The sequence below is a fragment of the Nocardia abscessus genome (genome assembly GCF_015477775.1).
GTDB lineage: Bacteria > Actinomycetota > Actinomycetes > Mycobacteriales > Mycobacteriaceae > Nocardia > Nocardia abscessus_A.
The window spans coordinates 131329-157778 of record NZ_JADLQO010000010.1 but is presented as its reverse complement, the minus strand read 5'-3'; the positions used below and the strand labels follow the sequence as shown (position 1 = coordinate 157778).

Here is a 26450-nt window from a genome sequence, read left to right as displayed (position 1 = left end):
AGGGCACAGTCGACGATACCGGCGAAAGGTCAGGCCGAACGGCCGATTACGTGATCGTTGGGCGCGGTGACGATGGTCATATGGCCCGGCTGGGGCAGCTCACAGCCCGTCGTCTCGCCCGGGTCGGCCACCCGATACAGCCCGGCGGGCCTGCCCGCAGCCCGCAACCGGTCCAGCAGGTCGTGGGCGCGGCCGGCCAGTTCGGGGATGCGCGCGGTGCGCCCGGCGGCCACGGCGGCGGTCAACGGCACCTCGGCGGCCTCGCCGACGATGGCCAGCACGTCCTCGGTCATGCTGAACATGCCGGTGCGGGCGGGCACGTCATCGATCGGCACCAGCACCGTGCCGCCCGCGGCGGACAGCACCGACAACGCCCGGGAGCCGAGCGGATCGGCCAGCGCGGCCTGGACCCGGCGAAGCTTGCGCCGGGCCGCATCCGCCCCCGCGCCGGGTCTTCGCTCGTCCGGGTGTGCCGGAATGCCCAGCGCCACTACCTGGTACGACCGGGCGATCGGAATGCCCGTCGCCCTGGCGAGCTCGCCGACCGCGTGTCCGCCGAGCAGGGCGGAAACCAACGTCTGGGCCGCGGTCTGATGCTCCCGCGCGACCGCGCGGTGCTCGTCCACATAGGCGGTCGACGCCGCCACGGTCACCATTTCCAAGACGTGCACCGCCAGCCGGGCGCCCGCGAGGAATTGATCGGTCTGCTCATCGGCGGCCTCGTCTGCGAGGAATTCCAGCCCGTTCCGAATTTCGTCGTGATACGCGCCGAGCACCGTTTCCAGCGCGATGCCCTCCCGCGCCCAGCGCGAGGCGAAACCGGCGATTTCCGGCGGCCGCACCGCCGCGGGCGCCGGACGCGGAGCCAGCAGTTCGACGGCGGCCGCCAAACAGTTCCGCGCGGTGGTCGCGACATCGCCGGACGCGTCGCGACCGGAATGCTCCGCCAGGTGTTCGACGAGTTTCGATGTCAACGTCTCGGTACTCGTTCTCGGCTGCCTGCCCATCATGCCTCCCGAAGGTTAGCGACGGATCGTGATGGAATCGAGATATGTTCGGCCGAATCAGGTAAGTCATCAGCGGCCGCCCGACCCGTTGGGCGGAATCACAAGCGTTCGAGGCGATTTCGGGAGGGGCGAGTCCGGCGCGGAGAGAGCTGCTGCGGCATCGCGATTTCGGATCCGGCGCCGATCGACGCGGACGCACCATTTCCGGAGTAGTGACGCAGCGCCGTCCGCGCATTTCCGGCGCTGCGTCGAGATCACCCTAGATCCGTCCGCCCCGCCCTGAGAAGCCCCCGCCGACGCCCTCGGGACGGTTCATCGGCACCCGTGCCCACGGTTGGGACCTTGCACAAATCGTGTCGGCGCCCCGGCAGCGGGTGCCGCTGTCATGCGCCGGGAGCCAGGAGAGTAAACCTGTGAGGTGTCCCATGAGATCTTCTGAACGCCTGTGCGGCGGACAGCACCGCCGATAGCATCGAACGCCGCGCTGCCGCACGGCGTCGCGACGAGTTCGAAGGACTGAACCATAAATGAGCGGTACGCGAGAAAAGCTGGACGAACTGCGGGGACTCCTGGAGCTTGCCGAGGAACCAGCCGGCGAGACCGGCATCGCGAAACGCAAGAGCAAGGGCATCCCCAGCGCGCGGGAACGGGTGCGCGCACTGCTAGACCCGGGCAGTTTCGTCGAGATGGGCGCCCTGGTGCGCCAGCCCGGCACCTCCGGAGCCATGTACGGCGACGGTGTGGTCACCGGCCGGGGCCGGATCGACGGCCGACCGGTCGTGGTGATCGCGCACGATCAGACCGTCTTCGGCGGATCGGTCGGTGAGATGTTCGGCCGCAAAGTCGCCAAGGCGCTGGATTTCGCCACGGCCAACGCCTGCCCGGTGGTCGCGATCAACGACTCCGGTGGCGCCCGCATCCAGGACGCGGTGACCTCCCTGGCCTGGTACGCGCTGATGAGCCGCCGCCAGGAGCGGCTGTCTGGCTTCGTGCCGCAGGTGTCGATCATGCTGGGCAAGTGCGCGGCCGGGTCGGTCTACGCACCGGTGAACACCGACGTCCTGATCGCGACCGAGAAGTCGTACATGTTCGTCACCGGCCCCGAGGTGATCAAGGAGGTCACCGGCGAAGAGGTGACCATGGAGGAGCTGGGCGGCGCGCAGGCGCAGGCGGCCAACGGCACCATCCACCACGTCGCCGCCACCGAGCAGGACGCGTTCGACTGGGCCAAGACCTATTTGAGCTATCTGCCGTCGAGCTGCCTGGAGCAGGGCCCGATCGTCAACCCGGGGCTGGAGCCGCAGGTCACGCCGCACGATCTGGAACTGGACTCGATCGTGCCCGATTCCGATCGGGAGGGCTACGACATGCACGAGATCCTGCTGCGCCTATTCGACGACGGCGACTTCCACGAGATCAGCGCGGCCACCGCGCAGAACCTGATCACCGGTTTCGCCAGGGTGGACGGGCGCAGCGTCGGGGTGATCGCGAACCAGCCCCTCGTGCTCGGCGGCGCCATCGACGCGCGATGCTCGGACAAGGCGACGCACTTCATCCGGCTGTGCAACGTCTTCGGATTGCCGCTGATCTTCGTCGTGGACACCCCCGGCGTGCTGCCCGGCGTGGAGGAGGAGCGCAGCGGGGTGATCAAGCGCGGCGGGCGGTTCTTCCGCGCGGTGATCGAGGCGACCGTCCCGATCGTGACCGTCGTGGTCCGCAAGGCCTACGGCGGCGGCTACGCGGTGATGGGCTGCAAGCAGCTCGGCGCCGACATCAGCCTGGCCTGGCCCACGGCGCGCATCGCGGTGATGGGCGCGGAGAGCGCGGTGAGCATCGTCGGCAAGCGCCGGCTCGCCGAAGTGCCCGCGGACCAGCGCGCGGCCGCGCGGGACTTCATGATCGAGCAGTACAACGCGACCGTCGCCACGCCGTGGATCGCCGCCGAGCGCGGCTACATCGACGCGGTGATCGAGCCCTCGCAGACCAGGCTGGAGATTCGCCGCGCGCTGCGCCTGCTGCGCGAGAAAGAGGCGAGCGCCGAGCCGAACCCGCGCAAGCACAGCCTCTTTCCGGTCTGAGCAGCCCTGCGGGCGCCTTGGGTTGTGTCACAACATAACCCGGCTTATGTAATGGAATTTCCGGTGATCCGCGAGGAATCGGGCGGCCCGGCACACCGATGCCTTAATCTCAGAGGCAGTGCCGGGACGCTTCGTTCGCCGCGATGTGGTCCGGCACGCGACGTGCCCGCTGTGCCTGTTCCCTACCCTCGCCCGGCGGGCACGCCGCACCGAGGCTCAGCCGTGGCCCCAGGTGAGATCGGCGGCCACCCACTCCGTCTCCCATTGCCGCAGCCGCCGCCGATCGAGTGCGCGGCGAACCAGCAGGTAGCTGCCCGTGAGCACGACCGAGACACCCAACACCGCACCGGCGGTGAGCATCACCGCCTTGCTGGCGGGCTGGGTGGCCGACGGCGGCTCCACGATCGCACCGGCTTCGTTCAGCCAGATCGGGACGGTGGAACCCGGCTCCACCACCGTGGTCGATTGATAGTCGCCGGTGCGCTCCACGCCCTCGGCGTCCTTCCAGGACACCCGCGCGGGTATCACCGGCGTGTACAGCGGCGCCTTCCCGGCCTCGACAACGGTGGCGTCGACCTGGTGCAAGCGCGCCGTCTCGGCTCGCACCGCGGCCGTTTCCACGCGATACACCCGGCCTCCGACGGTGACCGCCAGCACCGGCACGACGATCAGGAACACCAGGGCGAGCAGCACCGCCACGCCGGTCTGCACGCGGTCTTCCCTGCGGCGCAGCGGATTTCGGTCCAGACCGACGCGTCGGCACGTCCGGCGGTACATGTTCACCGACGGGGTAGACATGACGGTGACTCCTCGTTACGGAATTCGGCGGTGAGGATGACGAGGGTGTCGAAGAACTCTTCGACGAGGCCGGGCAGACCCATCGGATCAGGGCCCGCGGCCCAGCTCTGCAGCGCCGCGAGCAGCATGCCCGCACCGGCGCCGACAGCGACGGCCGGACGTGGATCGGTCAGCGGATCGACTCCGAGCCGTGCAGCGATGATCCGGACCGATTCGCGCTGCCCATCGATGCGGATGCGCTGATAACCGGCGAACAGTTCCGGTTCGTCGTCGAAGCGCTGGAACAGCGCCCAGCGGCGCGCCAGCAGCGCGGCGCGGCCGCCGCCGTACTCGGCGGCGAGCCAGTCGTGGACGGCGTTGCGATAGGCGATCAAGGGCGGTTCGCCCGGGGGTCGGCGGCGCAGCGCCTCGTTGAACAGGTGGACGTCCTGATCGACATCGCCGAGAACCGCCTCCTCGATGGAGGCGAAATGCCTGCTGAACGTGCGCCGGGTGACACCGGCGCGCAGCGCGATGTCCTCGACGGCCACCGCGTCCAGTCCGCGCTCGGTGAGCAGGTCGAACGCGGCGCGCGACAGCGCCTCACGGCTGCGCCGAGTGCGCAGCCGACGGCCGTCCAGACCGACACCGTCGTCGCCCATGAGCACATGATACCTCTTATTGTCCCGGTGGGACAATACTTTGCCCGACCCCGGCATGCGCATCACCTCGCCCAGGAAATGCCCGATCCGGGCAGGTCGAATCGCCCGGCCGCGTCGGAACTCGGCGTGTCACGTCCGGCGTTTCAGCCCGGGGCGACTGATCCACCGCATGTGCGCAGCGGACTCCCGCCGAAGCGGAGTCCGGTCATCCCCGCATGCGGTCCACGGGTTCGTCGACGGTCGGAAGGACACCGTCGCGCAGGACCTGGAGCAGCCCCCGGGAATGCTCCGGTGCGGGCGCGAGCACCAGAAGCTGGTTCAGCACCGCGTAATACACATCCAGGTCGGCGATCTTGTCCAGATAGAGCGCGCTGGTCAGCTGCTGGAGATAGACGATGTCGGGCAGATCGGCCTCCGCGAAGCGCAAGATGGTGAACGCCCCGTCGGTGAGCGCCGGACCGCCCACGTCGTCGGCCAGGATCTGGATGGTGATGTTCGGCTGGGCCTCCGCGCGCAGCAGATGGTCGAGCTGGGCGCGCCAGACGGTGGAGCCGCCGATCCTGCGCCGCAGGGCGGCTTCCTCGATGATCACCCAGAGCTGGGGCGGGTGCGGGCCTGCGAGAATGTCCTGCCTGCGCATCCGCAGCGCGACACGGCGTTCGATCGACTCCTCCGACTCGCCCGGATGGGACAGGGTGAGCAGCGCGCGAGCGTACTCCGGCGTCTGCAGCAGCTCCGGAACCGCCCGCGGTTCGTAGCTACGGATCCGGCGCGCCGCCTGTTCCAGCCCCAGGTAGGTGTCGAACCACTTCGGCAGCCAATCGCTGTCCCGCGCCCACCAGCCCGACGCGTTCGCCTGCCTGGCCAGCTCCAGGTATCGCTGCCGTTCCTCCGGATCGGTCACCCGGTAGAGGTTCAGCAGGTCGACCAGATCACGTTCCCGGCAGCCGGTGCGCCCGAGTTCCAGCCTGCTGATCTTCGAATGCGACCCGCGAATGGCCTCGCCCGCGTCTTCCCTGGTGAGCCCACGGGACTCGCGCAGACGACGCAGACGACCCCCCAGGACCATGCGTAGGACCGTGGGCCCGCCACCGGACACCGGATGGGCACCGGCCGACCCGGCGTCCGGTCGGAGCTTCGAAGCACGCATGTCCCGAGTGTGCCATGCACACCCATTCGCTATCTATGGTCGAAAGTCCCTGTACGGATGGATATTCGGGTTCGACCAGGTCGGGCATACCGGTCAGAACCGGCCCGAGGGCCGCTCCACGATGTGCGGCTCGCGCTCGCGCAAGGCCGCGACGAGTTCCCGGGTGTACTCCGGGGGCGCGGCGTGCACCGACAGCAGATTCGCCACCGCGCGGTAGGCCGCGAGATCGGCGTCCTTGTCCAGGTACAGCGCGCCGGTGAGCTGCTGGAGATACACGATGTCGGGCAGGTCCGCCTCGGCGAAGCGCAGCATGGTGAACGCGCCGTCGGCCAGCGCGGGGCCGCCCACATGGTCGGCGAGCACCTGTACCGTGATGTTCGGCGCCTCCGCCGCCCGGAGCAGGTGCTCCAGCTGGGCAAGCCACACCTGCGATCCGCCGATCCTGCGCCGCAGCGCGGCTTCCTCGATGATCAGCCACATCTGAGGCGGGTCCGGCCTGGTCAGGATCTCTTGGCGGCGCATACGCAAGGCCACGCGCCGCTGGATGGCCTCCTCGTCCTCGTGCGGATGCGCGAGCACGAACAGTGCGCGGGCGTAGTCGGGAGTTTGCAGCAACTCCGGGATGACCCGCGGTTCGTAGCAGCGGATCAGCTGAGCGGCCTGTTCCAGCCCGAGATAGGTGTCGAACCACTTCGGCAGCCAGTCGGCGTCGCGATGCCACCATCCCGAGGTGTTCGCCTGCTTGGCCAGGCGCTTGAACTCGGCGCACTCCTCCTCATCGGTGACGCCGTAGAGGGCGAGCAGATCGACCAGGTCCCTTTCCCGGAAACCGGTGCGCCCCAACTCCAATCGGCTGATCTTGGAGTGCGAGCCGCGGATCGCCTCACCCGCTTCCTCGAGCGAGATTCCGCGCGCCTCACGCAGCCGCCGCATCCGCCCGCCGAGGATCATCCGTAGGGCGGTCGGGCCGCCCTCCGCCACCGGAGCCGTTCCGCGAGCGATGGATTCGTTCTGAGGCCGCACTACCGAAGCACGCATGTACCGAGTCTCGCATGCGCCGCCCCCACACTCCAGCACCGCACCCGCCGAATCGCAGTGAATGCGCAGGTGTAAGCACATCCGCAAGATCATCGACAGCGGCGTTGTGACACCTGCCCGGTGCCGGCGAAATCGATAGGACGTTCCACAAGACGACGCGATCCGGGCCGCTTTCGCGCACCGCGACCGCTAGCGTCGGCGGCCTCCCCGATTTTCGAGAGCGAGTCGACCGCCATGCCGATGGCCGCAGGAACCGAACCGCGCAGAAGCACCGTAATGCATTGGACCCGAACGATTATCGCGGCACTACTGGGCGCCGTCGCTATAGCCGCCGGCTGGACGGTGCTCGCCGCCGAGCCACACACAGCACCCGCGGCCGCGCCCCGCGCATCCTGGGATCCCTGCACCCGGATCCCGGACGACCTGCTACGCGCGGCTGGTTTCGAACCGGCCAGCCGGCGCGCGGATGTCGGCGCGGCTCCGGGACCGGGCTGGGCCGCCTGCGGGTGGAGCAATCAGACCGCGGCGTTGCGCGTGCTCGCCGCTGACGCCACGCCGGTCCCCGACGACCTCTCGGCGGCGATGGAACGCATCGACGTGACAGTCGGCGATCGCGCAGCGGTACGCTCTCGCCCGCTGGCCACGGACACGGCATGCCTGCTGGTGTTCACCACGGCGGACAACAGCCAGGTCCGGATGCGCCTGGACACCCGGGCTGCCGCCATGGACCGGTCCATGGCGTGCGATCTCCTCTACGCCGCCGCGACGGCACTGGCACCCGCGCTTCCCCGCTGACGCCGGGCGGGCCGGCTCAGCGCAGCAGCACGTCCGCCGTCGCGCGACCGAACAGTTTGCGCTCACCACAGGTCGCGGTCAACGCGATGGTGGCGGCACGGCGATCGGGATCCAATTGCTTGACGCGGCCCTGGAATTCGATCGAGCTCGCCTTCGCCGCCTGGACCGGGGCGAAACCGGCGAACCGCACCCCGTACCGCGTCACAGCGGCCGGATCACCGAGCCACGAGGTGAGATATCCGGCGCCGAGGCCCATCGTCAACAACCCGTGCGAGACCACGTCGGGCAGACCGGCGCTGCGGGCGACCACGTCGCTGAAGTGGATCGGATTCGAATCACCGGACACCCCCGCGTAATTCACCAGATCACCGCGAGATATCTGGACGGTGCGCGGCGCGAGTTCCATGCCGACGGACAAGTCCTCGAAAGCGGGGACGGTTCGCGGTGTCCGCGGCTCGTCGGGCGAATCCGGCTGTGCCGTCTCCTCGAAGCACTCGACGAGACCGCTGTCCTCGCCGGTCCCGCGGGCGGCCGCCGCGTCCGACCGGTCGGTGGTCGACTGCCCGGTCATGATCACGCCCTCGACCGCCGCGCGCAGATCGGTGGCGATGCCCACCCCGGTCTGCGCCACCGCCGTGGTGTGCGCGGTCTGCAACACTTCCTTGTACTGGTTGCTCAGCACGTTCTTGGTGACCATGAAGTCCTTGTCACCGAACTGCCGGAACGACTCGATGTAGGAGTCGCACCGCACCTCGTCGCCCGCGACGATCGGCCGGTGCACCTGGATGGACTGCTCGGTCTGCAGCACCTGGCCGAGGTCGTAGCCGGTGAGGACGGACTCGAACATTTTGCGCTGCATCAACATGAGGACGATCGAGGAGAACGTCAGCGGCGCGACGAGCCCGTCGAAGCCCAGCCGCACGGCGGCGTCCTCGTGCCGGTGTGCCGGATGGCCGTCCTGCAACGCTCGCGCGAACTCCCGGATCTTCTCGCGTCCCACCTCGTACGAGTCGGTCAGGCGGTAGTGCCGCCCGACCAGGGCCTTTGCTTGTTCGGACGCGGTGGTCGTGATGTCGTTCATGTGCCTCTCTCGGGAATCGGGCGTCAACCCGCCCAGCCCGGCCCACCGTACCGAAGCCGCGAAGACGCCGCACAGCACCATCGCCAGATCTGGGCATACGAACCGACGGACCGAAGGGGGTACACAGTGTTGATCGCGACAGCAGGCCCAGCGCGTTAACCGGAGCCCTCCCGGCCGTGGTCACACGGTCAGCACTCGTCGGGCGCCCGGACCCCCTGCAACCTGTCGTCCAGCCAGATCATGGCCTCCGGATAACCGAGCGCACCCGCGATGATGTGCTCACCGAGCACGCTACGGTACACCGAGGGCACCCCGAGACGGCACTGCTCCAGATAGAGATTGCGCGCGCCCTCGGCCGGGATCCAGAACTCCTGCTCCCCGTTGTAGATGTACAGCGGAGTCGCCGACCGCATGCCTGCCATCTTGGTCACCCGATAGATGTCCGCGGCCAGCGCCGAATGCAGTGGATCCGGGAAGTTCGCGGCGATGTCGATCGGCAGCATCAGCAGGCCGATCGCTCCGTAGCTGCTGCCGCACATGTTCTTCACCGGCGAGGTGGCCACCCACTGGGCGAGGTTGTTCATCCTGGCCAGGATCTCCGGTCGCTCACGGCCGATCCCGAAGACCGCGCCCATGAATATCGCCGAGGCGAGGTTGCCGTTCATACTGCGCGCCAGGATCTCGTAATCGGCGGGCACCCCGCCGAGCGCGGCGCCGACGATCACCTCCGCCAATTCCGGTGCGTAGCCATCGATCAGCTTCACCGCTCCGTGCGTCGCGATCGCGCCACCGGAATAACCCGCGAGACCGAACTTCGCGGCGCCGAACTCCTCCGGGAGCAGATTGCGTACCGCCCTGATCGAGTCGAGCACCGCGTGACCGGCCACGAACGGTTCGGCGTAAGCCATCGAGGGACCCTCGTGGTCCGGGATCAGCACGGCGTAACCGCGCAGCGCCGCCACGTGTGTCGTGGGTGGCAGGAAGTCGGTGAAGCTGGTGTCCGGGTTGAGCCCGTGCGCGAGGGTGTATCCCGGTGTGCAGGTACGGCCCAAGGCATCGATGGGCAGGTTGTTCACCACCACCGGTCGCGGCCCCCGCCCCGGCCACGGCGCGGCGGGAACGACCAGCGTCGCGGTGGCATACGACGGCGCGCCGTGCGCGTCCGACGTACGGTACTTCACCAGCTGCGCGCGCTGGATCGGCATCAGCATCAACGGCGCGGTCGTCGCGGTCACGTCGCGCACCTCGATGACCTGGCCCTCGGCCAGCTCGTCCAGATTCGCGGGCCGCAGGTCGAAGATCGGGTCGCCGACCGCGGAGGGCAGCGCGGCCCAGCGCAACGCCGCCAGCGACGGTGACAAGGTAGTCGCCTCGTGCGCAGGGAAACTCGGCTCCGGCAGCGGCGCGATCGGCGGTGGCGGAATCACCTGATCGATGAGCTGTTGCAGGCCGGGCAGCAGCCCGCCCGGCGGCGGTAGCGTGCCCGACACATCGGGCAGCGGCGAGGCGGGCGGCGGCTCCGCGGCGGCTGGGACAGCCAGAACCGAGCTGGCGGCGAGCAATGCCACAGCAATGGCACGCGAAATTCTCATGGCACACGCCTCTGGGTGCGAACGGCAACGTCGTCTGGCACCCGGGCGCACTGGCCGCGACCCCCGAAATGTCCCCTGTCAGACCGGGAGCCAGGACGTCAGGCTACGTCAGCGGCCGTGACTGGACGCAGTAAAGCATCCGAGTTGTGTTGTCGCGTATCCATATCGCAACAACCGGCCGAGACCCGTATCCGGAGAACGGGTCCCGGCTCGGCCGTCCGCGTATCGTCGCTCAGCAATTGCTCGGCGCGGGCTCCCCCCGGAAACGGGCGTCCAGCCAGTTCAGCGCCGCGGGAATGCCGAGCACCGCCGCGGTCAAATGGTCCGGAACCGGGATCTCCTCGGTTTGCACCCTGGCGCCCGCCGCACACCACCGCTTGTCGGTGTTGACCACCGCGTCGATCGGAATGAGCCCATCGATGGGCGAATGCCATTCGAACACCGGCGTCTTGGGCACACCGTCGTAGAGCTCGAGGCTGTTCTCCTCGACCACGGCGCGCGCGGTGTCGTCGTTGATCATCGAGGTCGTCTTGGCGAAGTCGAGCGCACCGCGACCGGCCCCCGTCGAGAGGATGTCGTTGGTGCAGCTGTTGGCGATCTGCGCGCGGGCGGCCAGGCCACGCTCGTTCAACTGGTCGCTGAGCGGGAAACGCGTCGGATACTCGCGCTCGAGCCCGAATCCGGCGGCGAATGCGAGCCCGAACACCGGGTGCGGATTCAAACCGAGCCCCTCGAGCATCTTCACGAGATTCATCGGCACGCCGCCCATGGCCGCGCCCGCGATCTCCAGCTCCGGTGCGTACTTCGGCTGCAGGGCCGCCGCCCAGGCGGTGGCCATTCCGCCGCCTGAGTATCCGACCATCGCCACCGGGCTGCGCTGCACCCCGAGTTCGGCGACCTGCTTCACCGCGCGAATCCCGTCGAGCGTGATCTGCCCGCCCAGCTTCGCGGCGCCATAGGCGAAGTTCGGCCCGAGATGGTCGGGCAGCGCGACGCTCCAACCGCGCGCGAGCAGGACGTTCCAGCCCGGCGCCTCACGCACGACCAGGTTCGGGTCACCGGTGTAGAGCACCCGGGAGACCGAGCATTCCGAGCCGAGTCCGTTGATGATGTGCTGGAACGACAGCAGCGGCCCGTCGGGGCGGTGCGACTTGGGCGTCAGCACCGTGGTGGTCGCGGCGATCGGTTTGCCCTCCGAGCTCGTCGACCGGAACCGGACCACGGTCACCGTGGTCTCCGGGAAGATCGCCAGCGGGGGCATCACTCGGGTGGCGATCAGGTCGCCGGGCTTGCGGTCGGCGATGTCCGCCGGTGTCGCGTAGAAGGGATCCGGATCGGGCTGGGGGTACAACGGTGCGCTGGTTGCCGCACCGGCCATGCTCGCGACCAGCACCAGGCCCGCGGCCATCGCTCCGATCGCACGTGCGAGACGTCGTCGCCCCACTCCCCTACCCAACGAACGTGGGCCCTGACTCATCGACGTGTGCCTCCTGAATCGTCCAACGCTGTAAATCATCCTCGGCAACATCGCCACGCAGGGCACTACCCGACGCGATCGTGTTGACAATTAACAAGTTTGGGGTGCGCGGACTGTGATCGCGACGCGCCCCGGCTGGTGACTGTACCCCACCGGCGCGGGTCCGTTCTGTGACATTTCCAGCCGATAACCTGGAACATGTTCTCAGCAGTGACGGCCCTCTACCGTCGGTCCTACCGGCGCGGCTGCCGCGCCGGCCGGAAGGAGACGGTGGCATGGACGGCACTGCGCGCAGACTCGCTGACCGCGACGACACCCAGGACCCGCCCACCCAGCGGATCACCGTCTACTTCGACGGCCCCACTCCCGACGACGCGCTGATCCTCGAGTACGCCGCGACTCGCACCGAGGCGTGGGAGTTCACCTCGGCCGCCGCGCACGCCGGGCTCACCGTCACCGTCGACGGCCAGGTCCGTCCCGGCCTGCGCAGGCTACCGTGCCGATCGCTGTGGCGCTGAGTACGCGGACTCAGGGCTGATCGAGCACGCCGCGCAGGAACGTGAGCGCGTCGGGAAACGCTTCCCGCGCCGCGCCCAGATGATCGCCGGGGTAGAAGCCCACCCGCAGATCGGTGCCGGAGGCGCGCAGCTCCGCGATCAGCTCGAGCGTCAGCGGCGCGGGCACCTCCAGATCGGTCAGCCCTTGACCGAGATACAGCGGCACGGAGTAGTCGCTCGTCGGCACCCGCAACATCGCGCGCACCGCGGCCAGCAGCGCGGGGTCGTCCAAAGGCCGCGACAGCATGGCGCCGATGCCGATGCCGGACACCTGCGCGTCCGCCTCGACGGCGCAGTCCGCTTCCACGACGCGCAGCACGTCTCGCCCGACCGGCGTCAGGTAGCTGTCGATGTCCAGCTCCGGTGCACTGGCCCGCAATCCGGCCAGCAGCATGCCGAAGTAGGTCGTCGTCTTCTGCAGCGGCAGCCGCGGCAGCCAGGGGCCGGCCAGCGGAAACACCAGATCCAGATTCGACGGGGTGCCGGTCGCGGCCGCACCGCGCAGCTCGAGCTCCGGGGCGTCGATGGGTGCGAGGTGGGCGGTGAACAGCGCCGCGTGCCCACCCTGCGATTGCCCGAACACCGCCCAGCGGGTGCCGAGCGAGGGGGCGACCGCTCGCGCGGCGCGTACGCCATCGATGATGCTGCGGGCCTGCGCGGGACCGTCCAGATACGGATGCACGCCGGGGGTGCCGAGTCCGACGTAGTCGGAGATCACGACCGCGTATCCGGCGCGCAGCAACTCCGGGTACACCGACGTCAGGTAGTAGTCACGGGCTTGCAGCGTGAACGCGCACTCGTCGGCGATCCCGGACGTGCCGTGCGCGTAGGCGATGATCGGCCAGCCGCCCTGCGGCGGAGCGCCTTCGGGCAGGTACAGCACTCCGGTACTCAGCATCGGACCGCGCGGGCCGCGCGACCAATACGTCAGCCGCTCGGCGGTGGCCGCTCCTCGCACGTGCAGCCGCCCGGCCAGCTCCACCAGATCCGTGACCGTGCCCGGCGCCTCGCCCACCCGCGCGCCCGCGGGCCCGGCCAACGCGACCGTCACCGAGACCACGACGCCCGCCGCCCCCACCATGATCCGTCCACACCGCACCGACCGACTATCCCTACCCGCGGCCGTAGCGGCAAGCCACCACAATCGGTGGCCCGCCCGGGGAACCTCGCCGTGGCCGCTCGCGCTCGCTAGGCTCGGTTGAGCACGCCGGAAAGCGGTGCCGAGGAGAACACAGGAGGTTCGACCGTGGCGCAGCGGTACCCGCATCGCCTCGTCACCGGGCGCCGCGCCGCAGTGCTGCTCTCAGCAGGCCTGCTGCCACTGGCGGTGGCCTGCGGAGCCGAGGAATCCGCGCCTCCGGCGAACACGACCACAGGCACCACGACGACCACCCCGAGCGCACCGGCCTCGACACCACTGGCCGCCGTACCGTCCGTCGACCCCTACGCGGGACAGCCGCTGGTCGATCACGTCACCTGGACCGAGACGATCGACGGGCCTCGGCTGCTCGTCTTCCCCACCCAGGCCGGTCGCCAGACCACCTTCCCCGGCTCGGACGAACGGGCGTGGCAGGAAGTGGTGGCCCGGTCGGCGGACGCCGCCGCACCCGGCATGCGCGATCAGTTCGTCTGTCACTGGGCGTGGGCGCGGCTGGTCCAGCCGAACAAGCCGAGCTGGAACTTGGAACCGTGGCGCCCTGCGGTCGGCTACCAGGCCACCGTCGAAGCGCGCTGTAATCCCGGCGGACCCGAGCGCTGAGCGCGGGCGCCGCCCCGACCGGAAGGAGCGATCCATGCGCGTCGTCATCGCAGGCGGACATGGGAAGATCGCATTGCTGCTCGCCCCCTTGCTCACCGAGGAGGGCCACGAGGTCGCCGCCCTGATCCGCAATCCCGAGCACGCGGACGACGTGCGCGGCACCGGCGCCGAACCCGTGCTGTGCGACTTGGAGAATGTCGGCACCGACGAGCTGGATACGGTCGTAAAAGGCTGCGAAGCGGCGATTTTCGCCGCCGGCGCGGGACAGGGCAGCGGCGTCGAGCGAAAATATACGGTCGATCTGGGTGGCTCGGTCCGACTGGCCGAGACGGCCGAGCGCACCGGGGTGCGCCGTTTCCTGCAGATCTCCACGATGGGCGCGGGCCGCCCGCCCGCGGCCGGCTCCGACGAGGTGTGGGCGGCCTACGTCGACGCCAAGACCGCGGCCGAGAACGATCTGCGCGGCAGGGATCTCGACTGGACCATCCTGCGGCCCGGCCGCCTGACCGACTCCCCTGGCACCGGGCTGGTGACGCTCGCCCCGCCCCCGCTCGAGCGCGGCGAGGTCTCCCGCGCCGACGTGGCGGCCGTGCTGGCCGGACTGCTGCCTGCCGCGCCCACCGCCGGAACAACGCTCGAACTGATTTCCGGCGGAACTCCGATTAGCCAGGCAATAGCGCAACTGGCCGACTGAGCCGTCGGGAACCTCGCTACCGCCCTTGCCGATTGACGCCTCCGGTCACGATGGGAGAACAACCGTGTTCAGTCGTATCGTCTCGATGAAGATCCGCCCCGGCTCCCGAGCGGAGTTCCTCGCGGCCATCTCCCGCAGCGCGGAGGCGTCGGTGCGGACCGAACCCGGCTGTCTGCGCTTCGACATCTGCGCAGATCGGGTGGACCCGCACCGATTCTTTCTCTACCAGCTCTACACCGATGACGAGGCGGCCGAAGCGCATCGCTTCACCGAACATTTCCTCGCCTGGCGGGCCGCGGCGGACCAATTCGTCGAGCCGGGTACACAGATCGACTACAGCACGGACGTCCTATTCGGCCGCGACTGAAATTCGCTCGGCGGGCACCGCGTCCGCAAACTTCCGGACGCGAATTGCCTGCACGCACGTGCAATCGATCGTGCAGATGTGCTTGCATCTGAAAGGTACAGCGGCATAAACTCGGTGCCGCAACGCTTTACAGGGGACCACCAGGGGAGGCCGCGTGGGCGAGCCGAAGGCCGAAGCCGCCGTGGGCTTGCCGCCGCCAGTCGACACAGGGGCGTTCGAATGGAACAACCACTTACCGGCGGTCGGTTCGGATCAACCGACACCGCACTGGCCGACCAGCCAGCGAACGGTAGACATATGAGCACATCGACGGCCCGCAGTGGCCACAGCAATACCGCATTTTCCCGAGAAACCGCCATGGCATACGTTATTGATGCCGTCGAATCCACTGGGGCGGCAACTCGGCACGATTTCGATATAGAGCGAATCGTCACCACCGCGCACGCGATGGCCGACGACTGGGATCTCGGGACCTTGCAGCCCGCGACATTCTGGCGAATCGCCTCCAGCTTCATCAAGCAGTAGCGAATCAACCTCGCCGTCCGAGCCCGGCGGGTAACGAACTATAGCGAGCGGCCACCTCCGGAATTCCGGAGGTGGCCGCTCGGCTCAGTAGGTCTTACGGGTGTGCGCGATGCCGCCGCGCGATCTCAGCGCCCGGCGGCGTACTTCTCCATGATCTCGATCGACTTGTCCGGACGCTCGGCCTGAACGCTGAGCCGGTCCATCACCGACAGATACAGCGCCAGGTCTTGCCGCCGTTCGAGATACAGCGCGCTGGTCAACTGTTCGAGATACACGATGTCCGGCAGTTCCGACTCGGCGAAACGCAGGATACTGAAGGAGCTCCCCGCCGCGGCGTGCTCGCCCGCGGTGAACGGAAGCACCTGGATCGTCACGTTCGGCAGCTTCGCCAGCCGCACCAGGTGCAGCATCTGCTCCCGATGCACCTGCGGGCCACCGACGGGCCGATGCAACGCCGCTTCGTCGAGCACCGCCCAGACCACCGGAGGGTCCGAGCGGAAAAGGATTTCCTGCCTACGCTGACGCACCGCGACCCGCCGATCCGTGTCGGCGTCCTCGTACCCGAGCGCCACGACAGCCCTGGCGTATTCGGGCGTTTGCAGCAGGCCGGGAACAAGATGCGACTCGTAGGTGCGGATCTTGCTCGCGGCCTGTTCGAGACCGAGGTAGGTGCCGAACCACTGTGGCAGCAGGTCGCTGTAGCGATGCCACCAGCCGGGCTCGTTGGCCTGCCTGGCCAGTTCGAGGAACGACTCGCGCTCCTCGGGATCGTGGACTCCGTAGAGGGTCAGCAGGTCGCGGATATCGCGTTCCTTGAAGCCGGTACGGCCCAACTCGAGACGGCTGATCTTGGCGTGCGATCCGCGGATCGCATCGCCCGCCGCCTCGCGGGTGATGTTCCTCTTCTCCCGGAGCTTGCGCAGCTGACCGCCCAACGCGATGCGTAGCACGGTCGGACCACGTTCCGCGACAACGGATTGCACGTGACCATCGTCATCGGGTTCAGCGATCATCGAGTTCGTCTCCGATACTCCGGGGGTTGCCCACAGTGTGTCACATCCACATGTCGCGAGACACACCGCACCGACCGCTAATGTTACCGCTCAGCTAGTCAAATAGTCGAACTCTCCGGCCTTCGCGCCGCGGACGAACGCATCGATCTCCGGACGGGTGTAGACGAGCACACCGCCCTCCGGATCCCGCGAGTTACGCACCGCCACCTGGCCGTTGACCGTTTCGGCCACCTCGACGCAGTTGCCGCTCGGATTACTGAAGGAACTCTTGCGCCAAGTTCCGACGATCTCGTTGGTGGATGTATCCGACATCTTCCCACTCCTCGGTTACCGCAGTTAGGCGATTCGGTTCGTGCAGATGCACGTTCAAACGTTCTTGCATTTGCACCAACACCGGACGATAGCACGAAGTTCGCCCTCTGCGCGCCCGCAGATTCGGACCATTCGGTCGGGATTGTGAAACACGGTCGCGCCGACCCGGAAACACCGTGATCAGCTCCCCGATCCGACCCGCTCGCGGAGGACGAATCTTGTACTGTCACAGTGCACATCGGATGTACCAGTCATTCGCGACACCTCCACGCGCCCACCCGCACGGCCGTGCCGCGGACACCGTTTTTTGCGAGGAGTCCAACCCATGCCCGAAGACCACAGCCCCCTCATCCGGACCGACATCCCCCACTCCGCGCGGATCTGGAACTACTGGATGGGCGGTAAGGACTACTACGAGATCGACCGCATCGCAGGCGACGCCGGAATCGAAGTCGATCCGGACATCACCACCATGGCGGTGCAGTCGCGCCAGTTCCTCATCCGCGCGGTGCGCTACCTCGCCGGCGAGGTGGGCATCCGCCAGTTCCTCGACATCGGCACCGGCCTGCCCACCATGCAGAACACCCACGAGGTCGCCCAGAGCGTCACGCCCGAAGCCCGGATCGTGTACGTGGACAACGACCCACTGGTGCTCACGCACGCGCGGGCGCTACTCACCAGCACCACACCCGAAGGCGTCACCACCTACGTCGACGCCGACTACCACGATCCCGAGCGGATCATCGCCGACGCCAAGAACGTCCTGAACTTCAACGAGCCGATCGGCGTGATGTTCATGGGCGTGCTCGGCCACGCCAAGACCTACGACGATCTCCTGCGCATCGTGCACACGGTGCTGGACGCCGTACCGTCGGGCAGCCACTTGGTGATGTGGGACGGCACCGACGACAGCAAGTCCTATGTCACCCTGTGCGAGAACTACACCGGCACGGGCGGCACTCCTTATGTCCCTCGCCCGCAGGCTCAGATCAAGGCCGTCTTCGACGGTTTGGAGCTGGTCGAGCCGGGCTTCGTATCCATCACGCAGTGGCGCTCGGGCGACACCGAGGTCGGGGAGGCCCGTCCGATCTCCGCCTACGGCGCGGTCGCTCGCAAGCCGTAAGCCCCCTGGACGCCAAACCACAAGCGACACAGCGGCGGTCGCCGGTCTCGCACCGGCGGCCGCCGCCGTTTTTTCTCTGACCGATCGTGCAGATGTACTTGCATCTGTAAGTGACGCAGGCATAGACTCGAATTCGAAATCGGGGAGGTACGCAGGGAGTTCGAGCCCGCGCACCAGCACGACGGCCTCCCCTCCGCACGTCCGGACGCGAGGGGTAGTCGAATGATCGAGCCATTTCGAACTCCCCGCCGGGTCGCCGTGATCGATGGCGCCGGTGCCGAATCCCTACGCCAGCTCCCGGCGCCCGAGTTCGCCATATCCGACTGCGCGGTGGAACCCCGCGGCCTCACCTACCGTCAGGCGCGCGACATTCTCTACGTCCATGAGGTCCACGGCCCGCAGTGCAGGCAGTGGCTGGCGGCCGCCGCCTACCTGTCAGCCGGCCTGGACGACGAGTAGTCCTCTCATCGTCTGGCGCACAGCCGATTTCGTCGCTGTGCAATCCCCCTCCAGCGCTCCGGCGCCGCACACCTGGCGGCGGGTCACGATCGCCCTCGCGTGATACCGCGAGCTCCTGATCGATCTCACAGATCACTCCCGGTAGGCACGAGCCTTTCGTATAGTGATCGATCGACTCGGGCGCGATTTCTCGCACGCCTGGCGTGGCATTTGGAGCGAATTCGTAATGACCTACTCCGCGTTGGATCTGTCCGCCGACTCGTCCGACTCGGTGCTGGAAATCGGCGGACAGCCGGCTTCGGTGCCCTTGCAGAACACCGACAGCGTCGCCTCGCGCATGGTCGGATACTTCGAGAACTTCATGGCTCCCTGCCGGACGCTGCCCGGGGAGCAATTACGCGGAGACGTCACCAGACTCACCCGCAGCTGCCTCGAGCTCGCTGCCGAGATGTTCGACCGGCGTACCGTGCCGGACGAGCAACAGCTCGGCCCGGTGCGCGCGGCGGCCGCCCGCTGGGCTCGTGAGGGAGTGCCGCTGAGCACCATCCTGCGCGCCTACCACGAGGGCCTGCGCATGGCCTTCGGTCTGGTCACCGCGCACGCCGAGGCCGACGACGTCGATGAGGTACTGGTCGCCGCCGATCTACTGCTCGAGTTACTCGAGGCGATCACCGCGGCGGTGTCCGACGCCTATGTCGACGAACAGCACCTGGTCGCCAAGGAACATCAGACGGCGACGCAGACGCTCGCCTCGGCCCTGCTCAGCGGTCGGGGCAGCTCGGCTCTGGCACGGCAGACGGGCATTCCGATCGCGGAGTCCTATCAGGTTGTCGCCCTGTCTGTTCCGGAACATCCGGACGAGTGCGACCCGCGCGTCGACGGAAACATCGCCGCGCGCCGCAAGCTGCGGCGGTTGCAGTCCGAGCTGGCCACCGTGTTCGCCTCCCGCGCGCTCGCCCTGCTCAGCGCCAAGGGCGGCACCCTGCTCATCCCGTTGGGCGAGGAGGGCGACACCGTCCTCACCGAGACGACGCTGGGGCTGCTGGCCGAGGCCGCCGAGGTCCGGCTCACCGCGACCGTCGTGCCGACCGACACCGAGCAGATCCCGGAATCCGCCGATCAGGCACACGAACTGCTCAATCTCGTGCGGGTCGGCGCCAGGCCACCCGGTCTCTACCAGATGTCCGATCTCGCCGTCGAATACCAGCTCACCCGCAGCGGCCCGGCCACACGGCGGATCGCGACCATCCTCGACCCGCTCGACGCCCATCCCGAGCTGTTCGACACCATGCGCGCCTACCTCGGCAACGACATGAACCGGCAGCTCACCGCGCGTCAGCTCTACGTGCACCCGAACACCGTCGACTACCGCCTGCGCCGCATCGCCCAGCTGACCTCGATCGACCTGGCGACCTCGGCGGGCATCTCGCAGGCGGCGATCGCCCTGCTGGCCCGGGACCTCGACCGCAGCGTCGCGCGACGCCTGTGACGCCCGCACCGTGACCCGATCGTGGCCTGTAACGGATTCGTGCTGGTCACCGAGCCGTGAACTTGCGATCCTGGTAGTGCCGCGACGTCTGGATGGTGAAATATGCGAATTTCGGAGATCTTGCGCAGGAAGGGCAGCGACGTGGCCACCGTCGCACCCGACACGACGGTGCGCACGCTGCTCGCCACCCTGGCCGAGCGGAACATCGGCGCCGTCGTCGTCTCCCCGGACGGCGACACGATCGCCGGCATCGTCTCCGAGCGCGACGTGGTTCGCAGTCTGCACGCCCGCGGTGCGGACCTGCTGGACACGCCGGTCTCGGCGATCATGACCGCCGAGGTGCGCACCTGCGCCCTCGATGACCGGGTGGACGGCCTGCGTCGCACCATGACCGACCACCGCATCCGGCACCTGCCCGTGGTGCACGAGGGCAGGCTGGTCGGCATCGTCAGCATCGGCGACGTGGTGAAGAGCGCGATCTCCGAACTGGCGACCGAACGCCAACACCTCGTCGAGTACCTGCAGGGCAGGTACTAGAGCTCGCTCAGGTTGCCCAGGTCGGCCGAGAGCCAATGCTCCGGGCGCAGGAAGACCGCGACCTGCTCTCCGTAGGCCTCGGCCGCCTTCAGGTAGGCGTCGACGGTTTCGGCCGGGAGGTACCGCGCGGCCATTTCACGATGCAACGCGTCGGTCATCGGGGTGATCCGGGTGACCGAGCCCTCCACACTCACATACCGGACGGTGGGCTCGACGCGCTGCACCATCAGACCGAACCGGCCGGTCTCCCGAAGGTAGCGCATCTTCTGTGACTCCGGGCCGGTCAGGATCCAGATCTCGCCGCCGGGGTTGTACTGGTACCAGATCGGGACCGTCAGTGGGCCGCGGCCGGGACCCACGGCCACCGAGAACGCCGCGACGTGCGGCTGCGCGAGGAACTCTCGACGTTCTTCCACGGTCAGGGGCATGTCCTCCAGGCTAGTCGAAAGCCGTTGTCCACGAGAAAACTTCGAAGTCCGTACCGAAAATGCGTATCGTGGGTGACGTCCGAGTTACCGGTGAAGGGAGCGTCACGTTGCGGTCCCCCGCCCCGAGATCGCCGGTGACGCGCGCGGCGGAGAAATCCGGCCCACCGCAGACGCCGCCGTTCGCGCCTGCTTCGGTGCGGTCGCTGTTCCCGGCGCTCGCCGACGCGGCCGAGGTCTACCTGGACAGCGCCGCCACCACCCAGAAGCCGCTGCCGGTGATCGAGACCATCCAGCGCTACCACAGCTACGGCACAGCCAACGTGGGCCGCGGCACCTACCCCTGGGCCACCGGGGTGACCGCCCGGATCGCCCGCGTCCGGGAGCGGACCGCCGCGTTCATCGGCGCGCAACACCCGGACGAGGTGGTCTTCACCGGCGGAGCCACCGCGGCGCTCAACGCCGTCGCACTGTCCTGGGGACTGACCGCGCTCGCCGACGGTGATCAAATCCTCTACAACGCGAGCGATCACGCGTCGAACGTGTACCCGTGGCAGCACCTGCGCGGGCTGCTCGCCCGGTTCGGACGCCGGATCGAGCTGATCCCCTACCGGGTGACCGGCGCCGGTGAGGCGGACACCGAGGACATCCTGGCCAAGATCACCCCGCGCACCCGGCTGATCACCACCGGGCATCTGCACCACGTCTTCGGCGCTGTGAGCACCCTGGAGGAACTGCGCGACCGGATCGACCCGGCCATCCTGCTGTGCTTCGACTGCTCGCAGAGCGGCGGGCATCTCCCGGTCGACGTGACCGCGCTCGGCGCGGATTTCGCGGTCTTCGCCGCGCACAAGATGTTCGGCGCGCCGGGCACGGGCATCCTGTACTGCCGCCGACGCGTGCACGACAGTTTGGTGCCGTTCCTGCCCGGCGGCAATTCCGGCATCGATACCGACCCGGACGGGCTGCGACCAGGGCCGATGCCCGCGCTGCTGGAAGGCGGCACACCCGACATCCCCGGCATTCTCGCCCTCGGTAGTGCGCTGGAGGTGCTGGAATCGCTCGGTCTCGATGCCGTCGCCGCGCACAATCGTGCCCTGACCCTGCGACTGATCGACGGGCTGCGATCGGTACCCGGAGTGGAGTTCCTGCCCGGCCCGGCGCACGCCGCGTGCGAGGTCGGCTACGGGATCGTCTCTTTCACCCTGGACGGGATCTCGGCCACCGACGCGGGATTCGTGTTGAGTGAGCTGGGTTTCCTGGTGCGCACCGGCGCGCACTGCGTCCCCGCCGCAGCAGGCGGCGCGGGCTCGGTGCGCGTCAGCACGCACATCTACAACACGCCCGACGAGATCGACCGCTTCGTCGCGTGCGTGCGAACCATTGCCGAGGAGGTCACGTGAGTATCGACATCCCCCGCTACGACCGGCGGGCCGCGTCCAGAGTGCTGGCCGACTTGGCGCAGCCGGGGCTGTTCACCGCACCGGCTCCCGCTCCCCCGCCGCATCGGTTCGAATTCACCTGCGCCGCACTGCGTCCCGAGCCGGATGGCCATCTCACCTACTCGCAGCGGCTGTACCTGGAACGTTTCATGGGGCCGTGTCGCGCGGATCAGGTGACCAGCGCGACGCACCGGATCGCGTGGACCGACAGCGCGGGCATTCCGAATACCGGGCACTTCCGTGCCGACGGCCTCGGCCCCTCGGTGCCGATCGCGGTGCGCGAGACGGTGCTGGCACTGTGGCGCCGACTGGACACCGATTCCGGTTTCGCCGCGCGCGCCGCGGCACTCGGACCGAGCGACCACGCGGTGCTGGCCGGGACGACCACCGATCACGATCCGCGCGACATCTTCCGGGTCGGCATCGAGGCGGCGGGACGCGTGCTGGCCCAGCACGCACTGCTGGCGGCGCAGACTCCGTACCGCGATGCCGCCGAATTCGCCAGGGGCCTGCACGATTCCGGGATATTCGCCGCCGTGGCCACGCGATGGTTCTGGGAGTTGCAGGCCTCCACCTACCGGCGCGGCATGATTCCGGCGACCCTCGTCGCGCAACCCGACGGCACCGTGCGCTACTCGGCGGAGACGGTGGCGACCCTGCGCGCGATGAAGGACGCCACGATCGCCGACGCGCACGCCGTGATGGAACGCGCCACCACCGGCGAAGGTCTCACGGTCGCGGAGGCGATCGCCAAGTACCACGACGACCTCGACCTGATCTCCCGGCAGTACGCGCTGCTGCCCTCCGGTGTCCATCCCGCCTGTCTGGCGGCCACACCGCATCAGCTCGACAGCGGGCACTACAGCATCCTTCCGCCGCTGGTGGACCGGTTCGTCGCGACATTCCTCGAGATCGCCGGTCACTGCGAGGTCACCGAGGTGAGTGCCGAACTCGACGAGGCCGTCGCCGACCGCGCCGCCACCGCCGAGGATCAGGTTTTCTACGTGCCCGATATGACCTGCAAGCACTGCGTGCGCACGATCAGAGGGGTCCTGGAATCGATGGACATCCGCGTGGTCGAGATCGACCTGGACAGCAAGCGGGTGGTGGCCGAGTTCCGCAGCCCGCGCAATCGGGCCCGGGCGTTCGAGGCGATCCGGGACGGCGGCTACAACCCGGTCGCGGAGCGTCCCGACAGCGTGGCGCGGACCTCGGACACCGCGCCGTCGGAAGCCGCCGTATGACGCCGTGGCCGCCGGCATTGCCTGCGAAGCTGCATCCGATCGTCCGCGACTTTCTCGACAGCCCGGACGCCGCGGCGGACACGCTGACGAAATTCGGGTCCCCCGCGCACCTGGTGTTCCCGCAGGTCTATTCCGAGAATCTGGCCCGCCTGCGCTCGCCACTGCGGCGGAGCCTTCCCGGGCATCGGATCTGCTACGCGCACAAGGTGAACCAGTCGCGCGCGTTCGTCCGCACCGCCGAACGCGCGGGCGTCGCCATCGATGTCGCCTCGCCGCACGAACTGTCCAGTGCCCTCGGCGCCGGATTCGATCGGGCACGCGTCGAGGTCACCGGCCCGAAGGGGGAAGCCTTCCTCCGCGACCTGGTCCGGCGCGGGGTGACGATCAACGTCGACAACCTGTGGGAATTGCGCCGCATCGCCGAACTCGCCGACGGGCACGCGGAAATCCCCGTGCTACTGCGTGTCTCGGGTTTCGATCCCGGCCAGGTGAGCCGGTTCGGTGTGCCGGTCGCGCACGTCGAGCAGGCCTTCGATCTGTTGTCGGCTCAGCGGGGGCGGATCGCCTTCCTCGGCTTCGCTTTCCACCTCGACTCCGGCGATCTCGGCGAGCGTGTCCGGGCGGTCGACGCCTGCCTGCGGTTGATCGAGCAGGCCTATGACCGTGGGCTCACCCCTTCGGTCCTCGACATCGGCGGCGGATTCCGTCAAGTGTTCACCGCCGACGCCGAACGGTTCGACGCCTACGTGCTCGCGCTGCGCGAGTCGCTGCTCGGCCGGGGGGAGCCGATGAGCTGGGGCAGCAACACCTTCGGCTACCACGTCGCGGGCGGCGCCGTGCACGGCACGCCGGTGTTCCACAAGTACGCCAACACCGTCTCCGCCGATCGCATGCTCGCGGATCTGCTCGACGCGCCGCTGGAGCGGCACGGGGGGCGCACGGTGGCGCAGGTGGTGGGCGACAATCTGCTGGAGTTGTGGCTGGAGCCGGGAAAGGCGCTGGTCGATCACGCAGGCGTCACGGTGGCCACGGTCGAGTTCGTCAAGGAGGTCGGCGAGGGCAGCGTGCTGGTGCACGTCGACCTCAGCCGCGATTCGGTGACGCCCGCCGACCAGGAGGTCATGGTCGATCCGATCCTGCTGCCTCGCGCGGACGCCGGACTAGACCACACCGGCGAGAACGCGGCGGGTCCGATCGGCGTCTACTTCGCCGGACGGCTGTGCCTGGAGCGCGATCTGATCACCAATCACAAGGTGTGGCTGCCCACTCGGCCCCAGCCGGGCGATCCGGTGGTGTTCCCGAACACCGCCGCCTACCACATGGACCTGTCCGCGGCGACGGCTTCGATGCACCCGCTGCCCGCGAAACTCGCCGTCACGCAGGGTCGCGGCGGGTTCCAGGTCGTCCGCGACGCCGACTACGAGCCGGACCTCCCCGGCGAGCCGTCACGACCGCGCGATATCGCCCCACCCGCCGTCCACGCTGTCACCAGCCCGGTCCGATCCGTCGAGGCCCCCTGATGCGATACGAACACATCACCGAACTCATCGGCAATACGCCACTGCTCCGGCTCGACCCCGCGGTGCACGGGATGGCGAACGTCGAGCTCTACGCGAAGCTGGAGTCGCACAACCCGTTCGGCTCGGTCAAGGACCGGGTGGCCTGGGGGATGCTCCGCGACGATCTGGAGCGGATCCGCGCGAGCGGTCAGACGCTCATCGAGGCGTCCAGCGGCAACACGGCCAAAGCGCTGCGCGTCCTCGGCGCGGTGTACGGCATCGACCTACGCGCGGTGACCAACCGGATCAAGGTGGCCGAGGTCCGTGACCTGCTCCAGCTGTTCGGCACCGAGATCGTGGAACTGCCCGGACTGTCCGAATGCCCTGACCCGACCACGCCCAACGACGTCTACTCGGTGATCGAGGCGACCATGGCCCAGCACCCGGGCGCGTATCGGCATCTGTCGCAGTACACCAACGAGAAGAACATCGAGGCGCACCACGAGGGCACCGGACGGGAGATCCACGAAGACCTCGCGGCCGACGGCATCGGCCGGGTGGACTATCTGATCGGCGGGCTCGGCACCACCGGGTCCACCCGTGGGACCGCCACCTACCTGCGCAAGCACAATCCCGAATTGCGCACGATCGCCGTGGTTTCCGAGCGGTCGGACTTCGTTCCCGGCATCCGGTCGGAGAGCGAGATGTGGGATGTCGGACTGTTCCAGCCGGAGTTCTACGATCGGATCGTCACCGTGTCGGCGCGCGACGCCGTGGACGCGACGCTGCGCCTGGCGACCGGGTACGGCATCCTGGCCGGACCCACCAGCGGCGCGGGTTACGCGGCCGCGCTGGAGACGCTCGGCGCGCTCGATCTCTCGGCGACCGATCCGGACGACCCGGTCGTCGCGGTGTTCATCGCCTGCGATCGGCTCGAACCGTATCTGTCCTACATCAAGAAGCGCAGGCCGGAGCTGTTCGGCCGAGCCGAACGCGACACCCCGCCGACCGCGGCCGAGCTGGCCGAGGTACCGCGTCTGTCGCCCGCGCAGCTCGCCGAGCTCGACCGGACGGGGCGACCGACCATCGTGGACAGCCGCGGCGCCATGGCCTACCGGATCGGACACGTGCCCGGTGCGTTGAACATCCGCGATGACCAGCTCGACGACATGTTCGGTCAGGGCATCCCGTTTCCGCGGTCACGCCCCGTCGTGTTCGTCTGTCCGGTCGGAGAACTGTCGCTGCGGTTCGCCGCCCGCGCCCGCCGGGCCGGATACGACGCCTCGAGCCTGGCGGGCGGAATCGTCGCCTGGCGCGACGCGGGACTGCCTCTGGAACGCGGCTGACC

General features: G+C 68.5%; 27 protein-coding genes. 15 read left to right on the top strand and 12 right to left on the bottom strand.

Features of this window, described 5'->3' with window-relative positions; translation table 11 throughout:
- Positions 1 to 29: 29 nt before the first annotated feature.
- Positions 30 to 974 (bottom strand): transcriptional regulator, encoded by a 945-nt coding sequence (locus tag IU450_RS24340; protein WP_228835028.1) that lies wholly within the window; start codon positions 972 to 974, stop codon positions 30 to 32.
- A 560-nt stretch (positions 975 to 1534) separates the two neighbouring features.
- Between IU450_RS24340 and IU450_RS24335 the strand changes: the two genes are divergently transcribed.
- Complete coding sequence (locus IU450_RS24335) at positions 1535 to 3085, top strand: acyl-CoA carboxylase subunit beta (protein WP_195152057.1); 1551 nt, start codon at positions 1535 to 1537, stop codon at positions 3083 to 3085.
- A 216-nt stretch (positions 3086 to 3301) separates the two neighbouring features.
- On the opposite strand, the gene IU450_RS24330 is transcribed toward IU450_RS24335, so the two are convergent.
- From IU450_RS24330 to IU450_RS24315, 4 genes are all read right to left on the bottom strand, one after another.
- Positions 3302 to 3883, bottom strand: a complete 582-nt coding sequence (locus IU450_RS24330) for a hypothetical protein (protein WP_195152056.1) — start codon at positions 3881 to 3883, stop codon at positions 3302 to 3304.
- Positions 3865 to 4524, bottom strand: coding sequence for a TetR/AcrR family transcriptional regulator (locus IU450_RS24325; RefSeq protein WP_195152055.1), 660 nt, complete (start codon positions 4522 to 4524; stop codon positions 3865 to 3867). The genes IU450_RS24330 and IU450_RS24325 overlap by 19 nt, the downstream gene beginning before the upstream one ends.
- 205 nt (positions 4525 to 4729) lie before the next feature.
- The gene (locus IU450_RS24320; RefSeq protein ID WP_195152054.1) at positions 4730 to 5674 is read right to left on the bottom strand and encodes a helix-turn-helix domain-containing protein; all 945 of its coding nucleotides are present in this window, start codon (positions 5672 to 5674) and stop codon (positions 4730 to 4732) included.
- A gap of 93 nt (positions 5675 to 5767) precedes the next feature.
- Positions 5768 to 6712 (bottom strand): helix-turn-helix domain-containing protein, encoded by a 945-nt coding sequence (locus tag IU450_RS24315; protein WP_228835027.1) that lies wholly within the window; start codon positions 6710 to 6712, stop codon positions 5768 to 5770.
- Between the two features lie 276 nt (positions 6713 to 6988).
- On the opposite strand from IU450_RS24315, the gene IU450_RS24310 reads away from it, so the two are divergent.
- Positions 6989 to 7507, top strand: coding sequence for a DUF3558 family protein (locus IU450_RS24310; RefSeq protein ID WP_195152053.1), 519 nt, complete (start codon positions 6989 to 6991; stop codon positions 7505 to 7507).
- A gap of 16 nt (positions 7508 to 7523) precedes the next feature.
- Here IU450_RS24310 and IU450_RS24305 read toward each other — a convergent pair whose 3' ends face one another.
- The 3 genes from IU450_RS24305 to IU450_RS24295 form a co-directional block, all read right to left on the bottom strand.
- The gene (locus IU450_RS24305; RefSeq protein ID WP_195152052.1) at positions 7524 to 8588 is read right to left on the bottom strand and encodes a fused (3R)-hydroxyacyl-ACP dehydratase subunits HadA/HadB; all 1065 of its coding nucleotides are present in this window, start codon (positions 8586 to 8588) and stop codon (positions 7524 to 7526) included.
- A 188-nt stretch (positions 8589 to 8776) separates the two neighbouring features.
- Complete coding sequence (locus tag IU450_RS24300; protein ID WP_195152051.1) at positions 8777 to 10180, bottom strand: lipase family protein; 1404 nt, start codon at positions 10178 to 10180, stop codon at positions 8777 to 8779.
- A 232-nt stretch (positions 10181 to 10412) separates the two neighbouring features.
- Positions 10413 to 11588, bottom strand: coding sequence for a lipase family protein (locus IU450_RS24295; protein ID WP_195152050.1), 1176 nt, complete (start codon positions 11586 to 11588; stop codon positions 10413 to 10415).
- Between the two features lie 344 nt (positions 11589 to 11932).
- Here IU450_RS24295 and IU450_RS24290 point away from each other — a divergent pair, with 344 nt between their 5' ends.
- The gene (locus IU450_RS24290; protein WP_195034413.1) at positions 11933 to 12175 is read left to right on the top strand and encodes a hypothetical protein; all 243 of its coding nucleotides are present in this window, start codon (positions 11933 to 11935) and stop codon (positions 12173 to 12175) included.
- Positions 12176 to 12185: 10 nt separating this feature from the next.
- Here IU450_RS24290 and IU450_RS24285 read toward each other — a convergent pair whose 3' ends face one another.
- Entirely contained in the window at positions 12186 to 13295 is a 1110-nt protein-coding gene (locus IU450_RS24285; protein ID WP_228835075.1) for a lipase family protein, read from the bottom strand.
- 165 nt (positions 13296 to 13460) lie between these two features.
- On the opposite strand from IU450_RS24285, the gene IU450_RS24280 reads away from it, so the two are divergent.
- The 4 genes from IU450_RS24280 to IU450_RS24265 all read left to right on the top strand — a co-directional run bounded on the left by IU450_RS24280 (position 13461) and on the right by IU450_RS24265 (position 15559).
- On the top strand, positions 13461 to 13973 hold the full coding sequence (locus tag IU450_RS24280; protein ID WP_324197797.1) for a DUF2599 domain-containing protein: 513 nt from the start codon (positions 13461 to 13463) through the stop codon (positions 13971 to 13973).
- A 34-nt stretch (positions 13974 to 14007) separates the two neighbouring features.
- The gene (locus IU450_RS24275) at positions 14008 to 14667 is read left to right on the top strand and encodes an SDR family oxidoreductase (protein WP_195152049.1); all 660 of its coding nucleotides are present in this window, start codon (positions 14008 to 14010) and stop codon (positions 14665 to 14667) included.
- Positions 14668 to 14731: 64 nt separating this feature from the next.
- Positions 14732 to 15034, top strand: coding sequence for a putative quinol monooxygenase (locus IU450_RS24270; RefSeq protein ID WP_195152048.1), 303 nt, complete (start codon positions 14732 to 14734; stop codon positions 15032 to 15034).
- A 297-nt stretch (positions 15035 to 15331) separates the two neighbouring features.
- Complete coding sequence (locus tag IU450_RS24265) at positions 15332 to 15559, top strand: hypothetical protein (protein WP_228835026.1); 228 nt, start codon at positions 15332 to 15334, stop codon at positions 15557 to 15559.
- Between the two features lie 125 nt (positions 15560 to 15684).
- Here the strand turns inward: IU450_RS24265 and IU450_RS24260 are convergent, their stop codons facing one another.
- On the bottom strand, positions 15685 to 16572 hold the full coding sequence (locus IU450_RS24260) for a helix-turn-helix domain-containing protein (protein WP_195152046.1): 888 nt from the start codon (positions 16570 to 16572) through the stop codon (positions 15685 to 15687).
- Between the two features lie 90 nt (positions 16573 to 16662).
- On the bottom strand, positions 16663 to 16884 hold the full coding sequence (locus tag IU450_RS24255; protein WP_195152045.1) for a DUF397 domain-containing protein: 222 nt from the start codon (positions 16882 to 16884) through the stop codon (positions 16663 to 16665).
- Positions 16885 to 17209: 325 nt separating this feature from the next.
- Here IU450_RS24255 and IU450_RS24250 point away from each other — a divergent pair, with 325 nt between their 5' ends.
- From IU450_RS24250 to IU450_RS24235, 4 genes are all read left to right on the top strand, one after another.
- On the top strand, positions 17210 to 18007 hold the full coding sequence (locus tag IU450_RS24250; RefSeq protein WP_195152044.1) for an SAM-dependent methyltransferase: 798 nt from the start codon (positions 17210 to 17212) through the stop codon (positions 18005 to 18007).
- A 222-nt stretch (positions 18008 to 18229) separates the two neighbouring features.
- Positions 18230 to 18466: a hypothetical protein gene (locus IU450_RS24245; RefSeq protein WP_195152043.1), complete on the top strand. Its 237-nt coding sequence runs from the start codon at positions 18230 to 18232 to the stop codon at positions 18464 to 18466.
- Positions 18467 to 18692: 226 nt separating this feature from the next.
- Positions 18693 to 19955, top strand: a complete 1263-nt coding sequence (locus IU450_RS24240) for a PucR family transcriptional regulator (RefSeq protein WP_195152042.1) — start codon at positions 18693 to 18695, stop codon at positions 19953 to 19955.
- A 102-nt stretch (positions 19956 to 20057) separates the two neighbouring features.
- Positions 20058 to 20492 carry a CBS domain-containing protein gene (locus tag IU450_RS24235; protein WP_195152041.1) on the top strand — a complete coding sequence of 145 codons (435 nt, stop codon included), beginning with the start codon at positions 20058 to 20060 and terminating at the stop codon, positions 20490 to 20492.
- Here the strand turns inward: IU450_RS24235 and IU450_RS24230 are convergent.
- Positions 20489 to 20920, bottom strand: a complete 432-nt coding sequence (locus tag IU450_RS24230; RefSeq protein WP_195152040.1) for a pyridoxamine 5'-phosphate oxidase family protein — start codon at positions 20918 to 20920, stop codon at positions 20489 to 20491. The two genes, IU450_RS24235 and IU450_RS24230, sit on opposite strands and share 4 nt — an antisense overlap.
- A 68-nt stretch (positions 20921 to 20988) precedes the next feature.
- Here IU450_RS24230 and IU450_RS24225 point away from each other — a divergent pair, with 68 nt between their 5' ends.
- Genes IU450_RS24225 through IU450_RS24210 form a run of 4 tightly spaced genes read left to right on the top strand, consistent with a single transcriptional unit; the run spans position 20989 to position 26448 of the window.
- Positions 20989 to 22320: an aminotransferase class V-fold PLP-dependent enzyme gene (locus IU450_RS24225; RefSeq protein ID WP_324197796.1), complete on the top strand. Its 1332-nt coding sequence runs from the start codon at positions 20989 to 20991 to the stop codon at positions 22318 to 22320.
- A complete protein-coding gene (locus IU450_RS24220) occupies positions 22317 to 23603 on the top strand; it encodes a heavy-metal-associated domain-containing protein (protein WP_195152038.1) in 1287 nt (428 codons plus the stop codon). The genes IU450_RS24225 and IU450_RS24220 overlap by 4 nt, the downstream gene beginning before the upstream one ends.
- A complete protein-coding gene (locus IU450_RS24215) occupies positions 23600 to 25123 on the top strand; it encodes an alanine racemase (protein WP_195152037.1) in 1524 nt (507 codons plus the stop codon). Before IU450_RS24220 ends, IU450_RS24215 begins: the two co-directional genes overlap by 4 nt.
- Entirely contained in the window at positions 25123 to 26448 is a 1326-nt protein-coding gene (locus tag IU450_RS24210; RefSeq protein WP_195152036.1) for a pyridoxal-phosphate dependent enzyme, read from the top strand. The genes IU450_RS24215 and IU450_RS24210 overlap by 1 nt, the downstream gene beginning before the upstream one ends.
- The last annotated feature ends 2 nt before the right edge of the window (positions 26449 to 26450 follow it).

What these genes read in the sequence shown, in the direction of transcription:
- IU450_RS24335 (WP_195152057.1), top strand. Translation starts at nt 1,535, where the DNA reads ATGAGCGGTACGCGAGAAAAGCTGGACGAACTGCGGGGACTCCTGGAG.
- IU450_RS24330 (WP_195152056.1), bottom strand. Translation starts at nt 3,883, where the DNA reads ATGTCTACCCCGTCGGTGAACATGTACCGCCGGACGTGCCGACGCGTC.
- IU450_RS24325 (WP_195152055.1), bottom strand. Translation starts at nt 4,524, where the DNA reads ATGGGCGACGACGGTGTCGGTCTGGACGGCCGTCGGCTGCGCACTCGG.
- IU450_RS24320 (WP_195152054.1), bottom strand. Translation starts at nt 5,674, where the DNA reads ATGCGTGCTTCGAAGCTCCGACCGGACGCCGGGTCGGCCGGTGCCCAT.
- IU450_RS24315 (WP_228835027.1), bottom strand. Translation starts at nt 6,712, where the DNA reads ATGCGTGCTTCGGTAGTGCGGCCTCAGAACGAATCCATCGCTCGCGGA.
- IU450_RS24310 (WP_195152053.1), top strand. Translation starts at nt 6,989, where the DNA reads ATGCATTGGACCCGAACGATTATCGCGGCACTACTGGGCGCCGTCGCT.
- IU450_RS24305 (WP_195152052.1), bottom strand. Translation starts at nt 8,588, where the DNA reads ATGAACGACATCACGACCACCGCGTCCGAACAAGCAAAGGCCCTGGTC.
- IU450_RS24300 (WP_195152051.1), bottom strand. Translation starts at nt 10,180, where the DNA reads ATGAGAATTTCGCGTGCCATTGCTGTGGCATTGCTCGCCGCCAGCTCG.
- IU450_RS24295 (WP_195152050.1), bottom strand. Translation starts at nt 11,588, where the DNA reads ATGGCCGCGGGCCTGGTGCTGGTCGCGAGCATGGCCGGTGCGGCAACC.
- IU450_RS24290 (WP_195034413.1), top strand. Translation starts at nt 11,933, where the DNA reads ATGGACGGCACTGCGCGCAGACTCGCTGACCGCGACGACACCCAGGAC.
- IU450_RS24285 (WP_228835075.1), bottom strand. Translation starts at nt 13,295, where the DNA reads ATGGTGGGGGCGGCGGGCGTCGTGGTCTCGGTGACGGTCGCGTTGGCC.
- IU450_RS24275 (WP_195152049.1), top strand. Translation starts at nt 14,008, where the DNA reads ATGCGCGTCGTCATCGCAGGCGGACATGGGAAGATCGCATTGCTGCTC.
- IU450_RS24265 (WP_228835026.1), top strand. Translation starts at nt 15,332, where the DNA reads ATGAGCACATCGACGGCCCGCAGTGGCCACAGCAATACCGCATTTTCC.
- IU450_RS24260 (WP_195152046.1), bottom strand. Translation starts at nt 16,572, where the DNA reads ATGATCGCTGAACCCGATGACGATGGTCACGTGCAATCCGTTGTCGCG.
- IU450_RS24255 (WP_195152045.1), bottom strand. Translation starts at nt 16,884, where the DNA reads ATGTCGGATACATCCACCAACGAGATCGTCGGAACTTGGCGCAAGAGT.
- IU450_RS24250 (WP_195152044.1), top strand. Translation starts at nt 17,210, where the DNA reads ATGCCCGAAGACCACAGCCCCCTCATCCGGACCGACATCCCCCACTCC.
- IU450_RS24245 (WP_195152043.1), top strand. Translation starts at nt 18,230, where the DNA reads ATGATCGAGCCATTTCGAACTCCCCGCCGGGTCGCCGTGATCGATGGC.
- IU450_RS24240 (WP_195152042.1), top strand. Translation starts at nt 18,693, where the DNA reads ATGACCTACTCCGCGTTGGATCTGTCCGCCGACTCGTCCGACTCGGTG.
- IU450_RS24235 (WP_195152041.1), top strand. Translation starts at nt 20,058, where the DNA reads ATGCGAATTTCGGAGATCTTGCGCAGGAAGGGCAGCGACGTGGCCACC.
- IU450_RS24230 (WP_195152040.1), bottom strand. Translation starts at nt 20,920, where the DNA reads ATGCCCCTGACCGTGGAAGAACGTCGAGAGTTCCTCGCGCAGCCGCAC.
- IU450_RS24215 (WP_195152037.1), top strand. Translation starts at nt 23,600, where the DNA reads ATGACGCCGTGGCCGCCGGCATTGCCTGCGAAGCTGCATCCGATCGTC.
- IU450_RS24210 (WP_195152036.1), top strand. Translation starts at nt 25,123, where the DNA reads ATGCGATACGAACACATCACCGAACTCATCGGCAATACGCCACTGCTC.